Consider the following 13266-nt stretch of genomic DNA (forward strand, 5'->3'; position numbering starts at 1 on the left):
ACCATGGAATCGAGGCCGGACACCACGCGAAACAGGTGGCGGACCGCCTCGCTCTCCTCGAACTCGTAGGTGAACTTGCCCACGTCGTCGAGGGAGACGCCGTGCTCACGGGCCAGGAACTCCTTGACCGCCGCCGCGCCCGAGTGTCCGTCCCTCGTCCGGGCGATGACCTCCACCCGGTTGCAGGTGGAGACGATGATCCCCTCCTCGACCGCCTCCCCCGTCACCAACCGCTCCACCGCCAGCGGCAACTCCGACTCGGAGAATCCCAACTTCTCCCTGACCGCGAGGGGAGCGCTCCTGTGGTTGAGGCCGACGAGGACCAGCATCGCTCAGCGCGTCATCCCGAGCACGGTGAGGAGACCCAGGGCGAAACCGGCGATCGTCAGGTACGCCGACTTCCTCCCCCTGAAGCCCCTGACGAGCCGGGCGTAGAGGAGCACCGCGAGCACCGCCCACGCGAGGATCGGGAAGATCTGCTTCGCCCCCCCCATCCAGACGGTCCCGTACTTGGACCAGAGCACGACCTGCCCCGTCGCGATCCCCACGGTCAGGAGCGGGAATCCCCAGAGCACCGCGTGGTACCCGATGCGATCGCAGGTCGCGAGCGAGGGGAGCCGCTCCATGAGTTTCGGAGCGCGCTTGGCCTTGAGCGCGCGGTCCTGCATGAGGTAGATCAGCGCCATGGCGAAGGCGACGCAGAGCGCCCCCATCCCCAGAACCGAGATTCCCACGTGGAACCCGAACCACCCCTTCTGCTGCGCCGGAGGGAGCGCGACCCCGCGCGCGGGGATCAGGAGCGCCACCAACGCCATCAGGGCCCCGAGCGGCGGCAGGATCAGGCCCGCCTGCGTGATTCGCCAGCGCAGGGCCACCAGGAGGTAGAGCGTGAGGACGATCCAGCTCAGCACCAGCAGGAAGCCACCGGCGCTGGTCAGCGGGAAGTAGCCGACCCGGGTCCCTTCGTAGACGATGGCGCCCAGCTGGAGCAGCCAGGCGAGGGCGAACGACGCCTCGGCGCCCCGCTGCGCCGGTCCCGATCTCCTCGCCATCGCCGTGTACGCGAGGAAGATCCCGTTGAAGTACGCGATGAGCGAAAGGGGCAGGAGGACGAGTCCCACGCCGACTCCGCGCCCCGGGGGCGAGCGGCCACCACCGTCGAGAGCTTGGAGATTAGCATCGTCCCCAGGCGCCCTCAACCCGCGCGGCGCACGGGTTCCGGGACGGCGGGGCGGGTCCGTGAAGAGCGAGGGGATCAGGGCGATCGTTGGGGGGTGCGCAGGGGCCTCGAGGGCCCGTGCGGGAGGGCCGCGGCGCGGTCCCGGTCGCGCCGCGGTTCTTTCGGCAGGAGACCCGCCCGCGCCGTCGGAGCTCGATTCCGTCGATCGTCTCAGGGCGGGCGGCGCACCCCGCTCGCCCGAATCAGCAGCGCGGCGAGCTCTCGCAGCGCCGCATCCTGTTGCGACGCGAGGGCGCGGTACCTGCGGAGGTCCAGCGCCCCGAGCCGCCGCGCGAGGTAGAGCGCGTAACGCGACTCCGACAGCCGGTCGCGCGCCGATTCGAGGAGGACGCGCTCGCCCGCGCTTCCGGCTTCGGCGCACGACGCGGCGACCAGCGCGCCCCCGCCTCTCAGGACGAGGCGGAGGATCTCGCGGGCGAGCTCGGTTTGATCCGATCGGGCGAGCTCGCTCGAAACTCGGACGGCCGCCAGCGCGAACGCGTCGGTGGCTCGGAACGCGTCGAGTCTTCCGCCCGCACCGGTCTCGACCCCGGCGGGACGAAGCGCCCCCGGGGAGGTCAGAGGCTCCACCGGCGCCTCCACGGATCGAATCGCCAGACCCTGACCCGGGCCGTCGGCCCGTAGAGGACCACCGCGGCGAGCCCGTTCCTGCGGTCGGTGACGTAGAGCGTGCCGCTCGACGCGCTCCCCGCCGGCGAGAACGAGACCAGGTCGGAGCTTCCGAACTGAACCGGATCCGAGGTCTCGTCCACTCGCGCGCTCCCGGGCGGGACCTCGGGGAACGGCCCTCCGGGCGGAACCCCCGGCGTCGCCTTCTCGACGTCGTCCTCCAGCCGGTGCGGGCCGGAGACGGTCCGGTCCACGCCGCTCCTGACCTCCGCGGTTCTGAGACCGTTGCCGTTCCCGTCCTCGACTTCGAAGTACACCCAGTCCCGTCCGCGACGCTCGAACAGGAGCCCGCGGTAACGCCGGAGCGCGACGCTCTTGAACCGGAGCGCGCTGAAGGTCGTCGCCATCTCCCGGGCGCCCGCCTCGGCTCGCGCGGACGACAGCAGGTCGGCCCCCGCGGGAACCGCGACGATCGCGGCCGCGGCGAGGATCGCGACCACCACGAGGATCTCGGCGAGCGTCGTGCCGGCGTCGGTGCGCATGGCCTCGGACCTAGGGGGGCGGGACGCGACGGAACGGGACGCCCCGCGCGGTGCTTAAGCCGCGCGGGGCGGCGGTCAGCGTGCCTTCGCCGGACCGGCGGTCAGGTACGGCTTCAGGCGCTGAATCGACTTCTCGCCGATGCCGCGGACCTTGACGAGGTCGTCGACCTCGCCGAACGGGCCGTTCTTCTCCCGGAATTCGACGATCCTCTGCGCGAGCGCCTTGCCGATCCCCGGCACGGTCTCGAGCTGGGCCGCGGACGCGGTGTTGACGTCCACCGGTGCTGTGGGGACGGCCTTGGCCGCCGCGCTCCGCGAGGCAGCCGGCGGCGGCGCCGCGCGGGCCGGCGACGCGGCCGCGACGAGGAAGATGGAGAGGATCCCGGCGACGAGGCAACGGCTGGCAACGGGGTTGACGTGCATCGTGTCCTCCGTGAGTCGGGCCCGGCGAGCGCGCCGGACCGGCATCGCGGAAGACGGCAATCCACGTGCCACACCGAAAAGCGCGCAGGCGCGCGAGCGCGCGCCGAGGAGGGTCCGCCGGCGGACGCCGCGCCACGCGCCGGCGTCCGCGGGCGAGCGATCGGGTGGGCTCTACGAGGAGAAGAACGTCTTGATCACGTCGAAGTAGATGATCACGCCGAAGAACAGGAGGAGGAAAGCGAGCCCCGCCTGCATGACCCGCTCCTTCACGATCTCCGACAGATCCCGGCGGATGATCCCCTCGACGCACAGGATCAGGAGGTGGCCGCCGTCGAGCACCGGGATCGGCAGCAGGTTGAGGATCCCCAGCTGCAGGCTGACGAACGCGAGAAAGGCGAGGAACGACTCGAGGCGCTTCACCGCTTCCCGGGAGACCCGCGCGATCTCGATCGGCCCGGAGAACGCGCGCATCGAGATCTCCCGGCGCACGAGCTTCCGGAGCGTCTTGAAGAGGGTCTTCGACAGCTCCAGGTTCACCCGCACCGACTCGGCAGCGGCCCCCAGCGGGCCGTAGGTCAGGTGGACGAGCCCCGAGGTCTTGAACACGACCCCCACGACGCCGCGCCCCCCGTCCGAGCGCGGGGTGACCCTGAGATCCAGGACCTGCCGGTCCCGCCCGATCTTGAGCGCGACCTCTCGACCCGCGCTCGCCGTGAGGATCGCGCGGAGGCGAACCTCGTCGATCGGCTCCTGGCCGTCCGCACCGAGCACCCTGTCCCCGGGGACGATGCCCGCTCTCTCCGCCGGAAAGCCGCTCATCACCATGTCGATCACCGGCTGACCGGGGTTCTCCGCGATCAGGCGCCATCCCGGGTCGCCGAGGTGGTAGCGCGGGTCCGATCCGGTGTTCATGGTCAGTTCGAGCCGCTCCTTGCCACGCTCCACGACCACCGGCTTCGAGGTGGAGGGAGACAGAAACACCTCGTCCCCCTCGGTCTGCGGGTCCCGCGCGTCCTTTCCGCCGATGCTCACCACGCGGTCTTCCACCTGGATTCCCGCGGCGGCCGCCGGCGAGCCGGGACGGACCTCCGCGACCACCGGGAAGGTCTTCGCGAACGGCCGGTCGTCCTTGCCGTAGGCCCAGATCACGACCCAGGTGACCAGCAGCGCGAGGATGAGGTTGAACACCGCGCCGGCGGCGAAGATCACGAGGCGCTGCCAGCGGGGCTTCGATTGGATCTCGCCGCCGGAGCCGGTGCGTTCCTCCGCCTCCTCTCCCGCGAGGCGGACGTAGCCGCCCAGGGGGATCGCGGAGACCCTGAAGTCGGTCCCGCGCCACGAGAAGCCCAACAGCCTGGGTCCGACCCCGAAGAACGAGAACACCGGTACGGCCACGCGGAACAGCCGGGCGAAGAGGAAATGTCCCAGCTCGTGCACGAACACGAGGATGCCGAGCACGAGGACGAACGACAGGACGATCTCGAGAAAACCGGTCACGATCGAGCCCTCAGGGGAAGCAGCAGCGCGGCCGTTTCGCGCGCCTTCGCGTCCGCCGCGACCAGGTCCTCGAGGCTCGAGGCCGGCTCGTTCTCGTGCCGGTCGAGCGCCTGGCGGACGATCGCGGGAAGATCGAGGAAGCCCGCGCGCCCCTCGAGGAAGGCAGAGACGGCCACCTCGTTGGCGGCGTTGAGCACGGCGGGGGCGGCGCCCCCGCGCTCGAGCGCGCGATAGGCCAGGGCGAGGCACGGGAACCGCTCGGGGTCCGGCGCCTCGAACTCGAGCGGGCCCGCCGACACCGGATCGAACGGAGGCAGCGAGGTCCGCCACCGCTCCGGCCAGGTCAGCGCGTATTGGATCGGATGCCGCATGTCGGTGACGCCCAGCTGCGCTTTGAACGAGCCGTCCACGAACTCGACCATCGAATGTACGACGCTCTTCGGGTGGATGACCACCCGGATCCTCTCGGCCGGGAGCCCGAAGAGCCAGTGCGCCTCGATGACCTCGAGTCCCTTGTTCATCAGCGTCGCGGAATCCACGGTGATCTTCGGTCCCATCTTCCAGGTCGGGTGCCGGAGCGCCTCCGCCGGCGTCACGTTCGCGAGCGACTCCAGAGGGCGGGTCCTGAACGGGCCGCCCGAGCCGGTGAGCCACAGCCGGCGGACCTCCCTCGGGTCCTCCCCCCGGAGACACTGGTGGACCGCGTTGTGCTCGCTGTCCACCGGCAGGATGGACGCGCCGGTCGCGCGCGCGCGGGCGGTGAGGAACTCTCCCGCGACGACCAGGGACTCCTTGTTCGCGAGGGCCACGTCGCGCCCGGCGTCCACCGCGGCCCACGTCGAGCGCAGTCCCGCGGCCCCCACGAGGGCCGAGACGACGAGGTCCGCCTCCGGATGGAGCGCGGCCTCGACGAGGCCGTCCGGACCCCGTACGACGGCACACCGGTCCCCGATGCGGCGGACGAGCTCCGCGGCCGCCGCATCGTCGGCCACGGCCACGAGCTTCGGCTCGAACCGGCGCACCTGCTCCTCGACCCGGTCCACGTTCCTCCCGGCCCCGAGCGCGATCACCCGGAACGCCTCGGGGAACGACGCGACCACGTCGAGGGCGCGGGTCCCGATGGACCCTGTCGAGCCTAGGACCACGATCCGCTTCACGGCGACGCCTCGAGGAAGATCCGATAGTAGTAGTAGAGCGCCGGCCCGGCCAGCAGCAGGCTGTCCACCCGGTCCAGGAAGCCGCCGTGTCCCGGCAGGAGCGCCGACGAGTCCTTCGCGCCGGCGGCCCGCTTGACCATGCTCTCCGCGAGGTCCCCGAGGACGCCGGCCGCCGACACGATCACCCCGAGGACGAGCGCGTGGCCGAGGGTCAGGCGCTGGTAGAACCAGAAGTGGGCCAGGAGCGCGCCGCCGATGCTCGCGAGGAGCCCCCCCGCCGCCCCCTCCCAGGTCTTCCGCGGCGACAGCACGGGGGCCATCGGCCGCCGCCCGACCGCGGAGCCGACGTAGAAGGCGGCGGTGTCCGAGCAGATCACGCACACGAGGAGAAGCAGCAAGGTGTCGGTGCCGTCCTCCCCCGGTCTCGCCCGAAGGCCGACGACGGTGCCGAGCGTCAGCCCGACGAACAGGACGGGGAACAGGGTGCTCGACGCGGTGCTCAGCATGGTCTCCGGGGTGTCGCGGCGCGCCAGCGCCGCCACGAGCGCGGCGGCGGTCGCCGCCACGAGCGGCACCGTCGGGGAGAACACGGGTCTTGTCTCGAGGAACGACCACGCGAGCGCCAGGGACGCCGCGATCCCGAGGAGCTTGAACGGCCGGTCCCCGCGGGTCTCGAGCAGGCGGTAACACTCCCAGGCCGCGAAGCCGATCCCCACCGCCATCAGCGCGAAGAACGCGGCCGGGGATGTCTTCTTGATGACGACCCAGAGGACGGCCATGAGGACGGCGGCCGTTAGAACCCGCTTCATGTCGCTCCGGGAGCCTCAGCCGCGCGCCGCCGCCGCGGAAGGCGACGGCTCGTGGCTGCCGATCCCCCCGTAGCGCCGTTCGCGCTGCTGGTAGTCGATCAGCGCCTCGAGGAGATGCCGGAAGCGGAAATCCGGCCAGAGGGTGGGCGTCACGTGGATCTCCGCGTAGGCGATCTGCCAGAGCAGGAAGTTGGAGACCCGCATCTCCCCGCTGGTCCGGATGAGGAGGTCCGGGTCCGGCAGGCCCGCCGTGTACAGGCGTCCCGCGAAGGCTTCCTCGTCGATCGCCCCCGCCTCGAGCCCCTCGGCGACGATGGCGCGGCAAGCGTCCACGATCTCGGCGCGCCCGCCGTAGGAGAGCGCGATATTGAACCGGAGGCCACCGTTCGCGGCGGTCCGCTCCACGGCCCGCCGCAGCTCGTCCTGGATCCGGGGATCGAGGTCCGCCGGGCGGCCGATCACCGAGAACCGGATCCGGTTCTCCATGAGCGTGCGGAGCTCCTTGCGCAGGTACTCCTTTAGGAGGTCCATGAGGGTGTTCACCTCGGACCGGGGCCGCTTCCAGTTCTCCTGGGAGAACGCGTAGAGGGTGAGGACCTCGATGCCGAGCCGGGCCGCGCTCTCGACGGTCTCTCGCACGGACTTGATCCCCGCGCGATGGCCGGCCACCCGCGGCAGGTGCCGTCTCCGCGCCCACCGGCCGTTCCCGTCCATGATGACGGCGACGTGCCGGGGCAGTCGGGCGGAATCGAGGCGCCGGAGCAGCGCTTCCTCCTCGCTTCCCGCCGCGGCCAGCGACCAGAGTTCCGCCACGATGGTTTCCACCCCCGGGCGCCCCGACGGCGTCGGCGCGAACCGGCTCGCTCTGACGCCGAATCTTAATCCCCCGCGGACGACCCATCAAGCGATGGCGGGCAGACGTCGGCCGCCCGCCTACCCGCGATCGCCGTACCCCGCGGGGTGGTCGCGATGCCAGACCCAGGCGGTGCGGACGATCTCCTCGAGGCGCGGGAACGCCGGATCGAAGCCGATCCGCCGCAATGCGCGGTTCGCGGACGCGACGAGGATCGCCGGGTCGCCCCCCCGGCGCGGCGCGGTCTCGGTGGGGGGCATCTCACCGGTCACCCTCGCGACCGTGTCGATCACGTCCTGCACCGAGAATCCTTCGCCGTTCCCCAGGTTGAACGCGCCGGCCTCGATCCGCCCCTTCTCGAGCGCTTCGAGGGCGGCGACGTGCGCCTCCGCGAGGTCCGCGACGTGGATGTAGTCGCGCACGCAGGTACCGTCGGTGGTCGGGTAGTCCTCCCCGAAGATCGGGGTCGGCGGCCCCCCGCGGAGGATCGACGTGAGCAGCCGCGGGATCAGGTGGCTCTCGGGCTCGTGGTCCTCGCCGAGGTCGCCGTCCGGGTGTGCCCCGGCCGCGTTGAAGTACCTGAGCGCCGCGTAGCGCGTCCCGTAGGCGCGGTGGAACCAGGACAGGGCGTTCTCGAACGCCAGCTTCGTCTCGCCGTACGGGTTCGTGGGAGCGAGCGGGTGCTCCTCGGTGATCGGCACCTCCACCGGATCGCCGTAGACGGCGGCCGAGCTGGAGAACACCAGGCCCTTGACGCCGTATCGCCTCGCCACGTCCAGCAGGCGCAGGCTCTTCGCCACGTTGTTCTCGTAGTAGCGGGCCGGATCGATGACGGACTCCCCCACCTGGCAGAACGCGGCCATGTGGACGACGTACTCGACCTTCTCACCCTGGAGCAGCGGGTCGAGGACGGCGGGGTCGCCGAAGTCTCCGACCACGAGCGTCGCGTCGCCGACCGCGGCGCGGTGCCCCTCCGAGAGGTCGTCGATCACGATCACGTCCCACCCGGCGCCGAGGAGACGCCGCACGACGTGGCTTCCGACGTATCCCGCCCCGCCCGTCACCACCACGGATGCCATGTCCACCCTCCGGCCGGTCCGCCCGGCAGGGCGGACATGGTACATCCAGTGTCGGGTGGCGGAGGCGGGGTAATTCGACGAGCAGTAAGTCGCTCCGGACGGATCCCTTGCAATTCGACGGGTTCGTTAGGGGATTCCGCCGCGACCTCCAGGTGAACAGTTGACTCGAAGGTGCGATCGACATCGAGCTCGAACTCGACCTCGCGGTCGATCGCAGCCCCCATAACATGACCCGTCGAATTGCAAGGGATCAGTCCGGAGCGGCAGATCCTTAACCGAGCCCCTCCCCCCGATACGCCACCCTCTCCAGGCACAGCCCGTGAGGGGGTGCGGTGGGGCCCGCGAGGGTGCGCTCCCCCGATGCCAGGATCTCGTCGACGCGCTCCGCGCGGAAGCGCCCGCGGGCGATCTCCACGATCGTGCCGACGAGGTTCCGCACCATGTGGTTCAGGAACCCGTCGGCGGTGAACTCGAACGCGAGGAGATCGGGCGAGACCTCGAGGCACGAGGCTCGGGCCAGGTGGCGTATCCGGTCGCCGGGCGGGCATGCGGCTCCCGCGAATCCCGACCAGTCACGCCGGCCGGGAAGGCGGCGGAGCGCGTCCGCGACCGCCGCGAGGTCCATCGGGTGCGGGTGGTGCAGCGCGTAGCGCGCCACGAATGGATCTCCGTGCGGGGAGCGGTCCAGGAAATAACGGTAGGTCTTCGACACGGCGTCGTGCCGGGCGTGAAAGGAAGGATCCGCGGTCGTCACGTTCACGGGTCGCACGTCCCGGGGCAGCATCGAGCGGAGCGCGCGGAGCAGGCGCGCGTCGTCCAGCGCGACCGAGACCTCCGCGTCGGCGACCTGTCCCCGCGCGTGGACGCCCGCGTCGGTCCGTCCCGCCCCTCGGACCCTCGCGAGCGCGCCGTTTTCGAGCCGCGAGAGCGCCTCCTCGATCACGCCCTGCACGGTCCTCTCGCCGGGCTGAAGCTGCCAGCCGGCGAAGCCGGTGCCGTCGTAGGCGAGATCGAGGCGGATCCGGCGCGGCCCGTCGGTCACGGCGCTTTGGCCGAGAGCGTGAGGCGCCCGGCGGAGGTGTCGAGGAGCGCCGCGCCGCCGATCGGCAGCGTCCACTTCCCCGGGAGGTGGCCCGCCGGGATCCCCACCGCGACCGGCACGCCCAGCGGCATGAACACTTCCCGGACCAGCTCCAGCACCGGGCGATCCGGCGGGAACTTCCTTCGCCGGACTCCGGGCTCGAACGAGCCGAACACGGCGGCCGCGATGCCGTCGAGAGCACCCGACATCCGAAGGTGCTGGAGCAAGCGATCCAGGCGGTACACGCTTTCGCCGGTCTCCTCGAGGAACAGCACCGCGCGGCGGAACGCCGGCGCGTGAGGCGTGCCCAGCAGGTGCGCCAGCACGGTGAGGTTTCCGCCCACGAGCGGTCCTTTCGCGCGGCCGTGCCGAAGCACGGCCCGACGCGGGATTCGAAGGTCGATCGCCTCGCCCGCCAGCATCTTCCGCAGCGAGAGGGCGTGGAAGGACGCGGGATCGCCCAGCTCCGCGACCACCGGCCCGTAGAGACACGAGGCGCGCGTCCGCCGCGTCGCCGTCGCGAACAGCGCGGTGAGATCGCTGTAGCCGACCAGCACCTTCGGATCCCGCGCGGCCGCGTCCCAGTCCAGTCGGTCGAGGATCCTCGCGGTGCCGTAACCCCCTCGCGCGAACCAGACGCCGCGGACCGCCGGATCGGCGAGCATCGAGTTGAGATCCTCGGCGCGCGCCTCGTCGCGGCCAGCGAGGTACCCGTCCCGCGCGAGGACGCTGCGCCCGAGGACCACGCTGAACCCCATCTCGGTCAGCGCGGCGGTACCTCGAGCGAGCGCCTGCGGAGTCACCGCGAATCCCGGCGAGACGACCCCGACGAGATCTCCTCGGGAGAGCGTTGGACAAGTGCCCCTCTCCCGCCGGCCGCGGCCACCCGCGGTTCGGCGGGAGTGGGCGTCGTCGAAGTCGTCCATAAGCCGAATTCTGTGCCTCGCGAGCGAGGCGACGGTCATTCCTCTAGGGGCGGGGTCTCCCCCGTCCTCCAGCAACCTACCCGGGAGCTTCGGCCGGGCCAGCCTCGATCGCTCCCCTATTCGGTCTTGCTCCGCGTGGGGTTTGCCTAGCCGCCGGCGTCGCCGCCGGCGCTGGTGCGCTCTTACCGCACCGTTTCACCCTTACCGGCCGCGCCGTGACGCGCTACGCGAGGTGGCCCGCGGCGAGCACGCGACCGGCGGTTTGCTCTCTGTTGCACTTTCCGTCCCGTCACCGAGCCTGGGCGTTACCCAGCACGCTGCCCTCTGGAGTTCGGACTTTCCTCCCCGACTCACGTCGCGGCGACCGTCTGTCCGACTTCGACGACGGCCCTATCATATACCGTCAGCTCCGGCGGAGGTCGGAGAGGAATGGCCGGAGGGCGGAGACCGGGATGGCGCCTTCCCTCAGGACCCGCGGGAACGGCCCGGTCAGGTCGAGCACCGTCGACGGAGCGCCGCCGGTGCTGGGCCCTCCGTCGAGGATCGTCGACACTCCCTCCGGGAACACCTCCGCCACCTCGGCGGCGGTCCGGCAAGGCGGATGCCCCATGAGATTCGCGCTCACCCCGGTGATGGGCCGCCCGAACGCCGCAGCGAGCAGGCGCGGAAGCGCGAGCCCGGGCACCCGGACCCCCACCGTACCGAGCCCGCCGGTCACCTCCTGCGGAAGTGCGGGACCCGCGGGAACGACGAGGCTGAGCGGCCCCGGCCAGAACATCCCCGTGAGGGAGCCGAAGGACTCCGGAAGCGACCCCGCGACCCGTTCGATCTGCTCCGGGCCGGACAGCAGGAGCAGCATCGGAGAGCCGCGCGGCTTCTTCTTCAGGTCGTTGACCCTCGCACACGCGCCGGTGTCGAACGGGTCGACGGACAGGCCGTAGAACGTCTCGGTGGGAAGCGACACGATCCTCCCCGCCCTCAGATCCTCCAAGGCCGGAAGCAATCGGTCCGCGCGCGGTTCCTCGGGGTTCAGCGTCAGGATGCGCGTGGGCATGACCAGGAGTCCGTCCCGTGAACGTCTTTCCATGATGCGGCGACGAAGTCTAACATGGAGATCCACCTGGGAGCGCGAAAATGATCGGACGAACTCACCCTTCCCTGCGACGCGTTCGCGAGCTCCGGAAAGATCGGCGTGCGCGGGACGTCGAGGGGGTGTTCGTCGCCGAGGGGATCCACCTGGCCGAAGAGGCGCTTCGCGCCGGGGCGGACGTGGAGACCGCCGTGGTCTCGCCGAGGCTCTCCGCTTCCGACGCGGGGCTCAGGTTGAGGCGCGATCTCGAGCGGGCCGCGATCCCCTTGATCGAGACGACCGACGCCGCGCTCGACGGACTGTCGGACGCCCGCTCGCCGCAGCCGGTGCTCCTCGTGGTCCGGGCGCGTCGCGTGACGCTGGACCAGGCCATCGACGGGCGCGAGGCCCCCGCGCTCCTCGCGGTCCTCCACGGCGTCCAGGACCCGGGAAACCTGGGGACCGTGCTTCGCACCGCCGACGCGGCCTCCGCCACCGGCCTCGTGATCGCGGGCGCCGGGGCCGACCTCCATCATCCGAGGGCCGTTCGGGCCACGGCGGGCTCGATCTTCCGTCTCCCCGCGGCGGCATGCCGCGGCGCGGAGCTGTTCCCGCGCCTCCGGGATCGAGGGATCCTCCTGGTCGCGGCGGACCCGCGCTCGGCCACCGACTACGCTAGCGTCGATCTCCGAGACCCCGTCGCGATCTTCCTCGGAGGGGAAGGGTCCGGCCTACCCTCGGATTGGCTCGATCTCGTGGACCGCAGGGTGCGTGTTCCGATGCGCGCGGGGGTCGAAAGCCTCTCCGTCGGCGCCGCCGCCGCGGTGCTGCTCTTCGAGGCGAGGCGGCAGCGCTCCGGGGATGGGGTCAGCTGCGACGGATGATCCGGAACCGCGGGCGCGGCGGGGTGGGGCCGTCGCCGGAGGAGGGAGGCCGGTGCTCCGGCGCGGGCGGACCCGGGGGCTCGGGCGGCGGGGCGCTCTCGAGGGGGGCCGGGGAGGCCACGGCCAACCCCGGCTCCTCGTCTACCCCGGACTCGGCCACCGCGAGGGGGAGCGTGAACGTGAACGTCGTGCCGCGGCCCACCTGGCTCTCCGCCCGGATCGAGCAGCCGTGCAGCCGGAGGATGTTCCGGACGATCGAAAGGCCGAGTCCGGTTCCCTCCGGCGCCTCGCCGGCGCCCGCGCCGACGCGGTAGAAGCGGTCGAAGATCCGCTCGAGGTCTTCCTCGGGGATTCCGATGCCGGTGTCCTTCACCTGCACGGAGGCGAATCCCGGCTTCGCCTTGCGCACCTCGACCCCGATCTCTCCCCCGTCCCGGTTGTACTTCACCGCGTTCGAGACGACGTTCAGGAACACCTGCAGGATCTTCTCCCGGTCGGCGTTCACGACCACGCCAGGGTCGTCGAAGGTCGTCGTCAGCCGGATGCGCCGCGCCTCGAGCTTCTCCCGGAGCATCTCGCCGCTCTCCTCGACGAGCTGGCGCAGGGGGAACACCGAGATTCTGAGCTCCGCCGGTTCCCGGTCCATCCGGGCGAACGCCAAGAGGTTGTCGATCATCGAGATCAGCCGGTCGATGTTCTTGAGGGAGAGGCCGAGTCCCTTGCGCTGCTCCTCGTTGATCGCGCCCAGACGCTCCTTCAGGGTCATCTCGGTGTAGCCCCGGACCGAGACCAGCGGCGTCTGGAGCTCGTGCGTCACGTTGGCGAGGAGGTTGGTCTTCATCCGGTCCAGCGTGCGCAGCTCCCGGTTCAGCCGCTCCATCTCACGGCTCTTGGCCTCGAGCTCTTCGTGGGCGACGGCGAGGCGCCGGTACGACGCCTCCGCTTCGGAGCGCGCGGCGCGCAGGCTCTCCGCCTCGCCCTCGAGCCGCCGCTCCTCGGCGCTCTCGCGCGACGCGTCGCGGCAGATCAGGAGCCTGCCGAGCGGGGCGCCGCTCCGGTCAAAGAGCGGCGAGGCGGTCAGGTCCAGGACGCGCGAC

The 13266-nt window shown here is 71.3% G+C and carries 15 protein-coding genes and 1 other RNA gene; 1 reads left to right on the forward strand and 15 read right to left on the reverse strand.

The annotated features are described in order from the left end of the window. From LAO51_17470 to LAO51_17535, 14 genes are all read right to left on the reverse strand, one after another. Positions 1 to 329: glutamyl-tRNA reductase (locus LAO51_17470; GenBank protein MBZ5640531.1), on the reverse strand; the 329-nt coding region annotated here is incomplete at its 3' end. 3 nt (positions 330 to 332) lie between these two features. Next, entirely contained in the window at positions 333 to 1121 is a 789-nt protein-coding gene (gene ccsA, locus LAO51_17475) for a cytochrome c biogenesis protein CcsA (GenBank protein ID MBZ5640532.1), read from the reverse strand. Positions 1122 to 1390: 269 nt separating this feature from the next. Beyond that, a complete protein-coding gene (locus LAO51_17480) occupies positions 1391 to 1810 on the reverse strand; it encodes a hypothetical protein (GenBank protein ID MBZ5640533.1) in 420 nt (139 codons plus the stop codon). Then, on the reverse strand, positions 1798 to 2391 hold the full coding sequence (locus LAO51_17485) for a hypothetical protein (protein ID MBZ5640534.1): 594 nt from the start codon (positions 2389 to 2391) through the stop codon (positions 1798 to 1800). The genes LAO51_17480 and LAO51_17485 overlap by 13 nt, the downstream gene beginning before the upstream one ends. Before the next feature lie 75 nt (positions 2392 to 2466). Beyond that, entirely contained in the window at positions 2467 to 2814 is a 348-nt protein-coding gene (locus LAO51_17490) for a helix-hairpin-helix domain-containing protein (GenBank protein ID MBZ5640535.1), read from the reverse strand. Between the two features lie 171 nt (positions 2815 to 2985). Beyond that, positions 2986 to 4311: an RIP metalloprotease RseP gene (rseP, locus tag LAO51_17495; protein ID MBZ5640536.1), complete on the reverse strand. Its 1326-nt coding sequence runs from the start codon at positions 4309 to 4311 to the stop codon at positions 2986 to 2988. Then, positions 4308 to 5468 carry a 1-deoxy-D-xylulose-5-phosphate reductoisomerase gene (locus LAO51_17500; protein ID MBZ5640537.1) on the reverse strand — a complete coding sequence of 387 codons (1161 nt, stop codon included), beginning with the start codon at positions 5466 to 5468 and terminating at the stop codon, positions 4308 to 4310. Before LAO51_17500 ends, rseP begins: the two co-directional genes overlap by 4 nt. Beyond that, positions 5465 to 6277, reverse strand: coding sequence for a phosphatidate cytidylyltransferase (locus LAO51_17505; GenBank protein ID MBZ5640538.1), 813 nt, complete (start codon positions 6275 to 6277; stop codon positions 5465 to 5467). Before LAO51_17505 ends, LAO51_17500 begins: the two co-directional genes overlap by 4 nt. A gap of 15 nt (positions 6278 to 6292) precedes the next feature. After that, positions 6293 to 7090 carry an isoprenyl transferase gene (locus LAO51_17510; protein MBZ5640539.1) on the reverse strand — a complete coding sequence of 266 codons (798 nt, stop codon included), beginning with the start codon at positions 7088 to 7090 and terminating at the stop codon, positions 6293 to 6295. 120 nt (positions 7091 to 7210) lie between these two features. Continuing rightward, a complete protein-coding gene (galE, locus tag LAO51_17515; protein MBZ5640540.1) occupies positions 7211 to 8209 on the reverse strand; it encodes a UDP-glucose 4-epimerase GalE in 999 nt (332 codons plus the stop codon). A gap of 271 nt (positions 8210 to 8480) precedes the next feature. Beyond that, positions 8481 to 9251 carry a tRNA pseudouridine(38-40) synthase TruA gene (gene truA / locus LAO51_17520; GenBank protein ID MBZ5640541.1) on the reverse strand — a complete coding sequence of 257 codons (771 nt, stop codon included), beginning with the start codon at positions 9249 to 9251 and terminating at the stop codon, positions 8481 to 8483. Next, entirely contained in the window at positions 9248 to 10093 is an 846-nt protein-coding gene (locus LAO51_17525; protein MBZ5640542.1) for an LD-carboxypeptidase, read from the reverse strand. The genes truA and LAO51_17525 overlap by 4 nt, the downstream gene beginning before the upstream one ends. Before the next feature lie 107 nt (positions 10094 to 10200). Next, positions 10201 to 10596, reverse strand: an RNA gene (gene rnpB, locus LAO51_17530) — RNase P RNA component class A. Between the two features lie 23 nt (positions 10597 to 10619). After that, positions 10620 to 11270 (reverse strand): threonylcarbamoyl-AMP synthase, encoded by a 651-nt coding sequence (locus LAO51_17535; GenBank protein MBZ5640543.1) that lies wholly within the window; start codon positions 11268 to 11270, stop codon positions 10620 to 10622. Positions 11271 to 11350: 80 nt separating this feature from the next. Here LAO51_17535 and LAO51_17540 point away from each other — a divergent pair, with 80 nt between their 5' ends. Next, positions 11351 to 12169, forward strand: coding sequence for an RNA methyltransferase (locus tag LAO51_17540; GenBank protein ID MBZ5640544.1), 819 nt, complete (start codon positions 11351 to 11353; stop codon positions 12167 to 12169). Here the strand turns inward: LAO51_17540 and LAO51_17545 are convergent. Then, on the reverse strand, positions 12153 to 13266 hold a 1114-nt coding region (locus tag LAO51_17545; GenBank protein MBZ5640545.1), incomplete at its 5' end, for a HAMP domain-containing histidine kinase. The genes LAO51_17540 and LAO51_17545 overlap by 17 nt on opposite strands.

The sequence above is a fragment of the Terriglobia bacterium genome, from assembly GCA_020073205.1.
Lineage (GTDB): Bacteria > Acidobacteriota > Polarisedimenticolia > Polarisedimenticolales > JAIQFR01 > JAIQFR01.

Bases quoted from the DNA above. Each gene is read 5' to 3' on its own strand.
- LAO51_17490 (MBZ5640535.1), bottom strand. From the start codon at position 2,814: ATGCACGTCAACCCCGTTGCCAGCCGTTGCCTCGTCGCCGGGATCCTC.
- LAO51_17505 (MBZ5640538.1), bottom strand. From the start codon at position 6,277: ATGAAGCGGGTTCTAACGGCCGCCGTCCTCATGGCCGTCCTCTGGGTC.
- LAO51_17535 (MBZ5640543.1), bottom strand. From the start codon at position 11,270: ATGCCCACGCGCATCCTGACGCTGAACCCCGAGGAACCGCGCGCGGAC.
- LAO51_17540 (MBZ5640544.1), top strand. From the start codon at position 11,351: ATGATCGGACGAACTCACCCTTCCCTGCGACGCGTTCGCGAGCTCCGG.
- galE (MBZ5640540.1), bottom strand. From the start codon at position 8,209: ATGGCATCCGTGGTGGTGACGGGCGGGGCGGGATACGTCGGAAGCCAC.
- LAO51_17485 (MBZ5640534.1), bottom strand. From the start codon at position 2,391: ATGCGCACCGACGCCGGCACGACGCTCGCCGAGATCCTCGTGGTGGTC.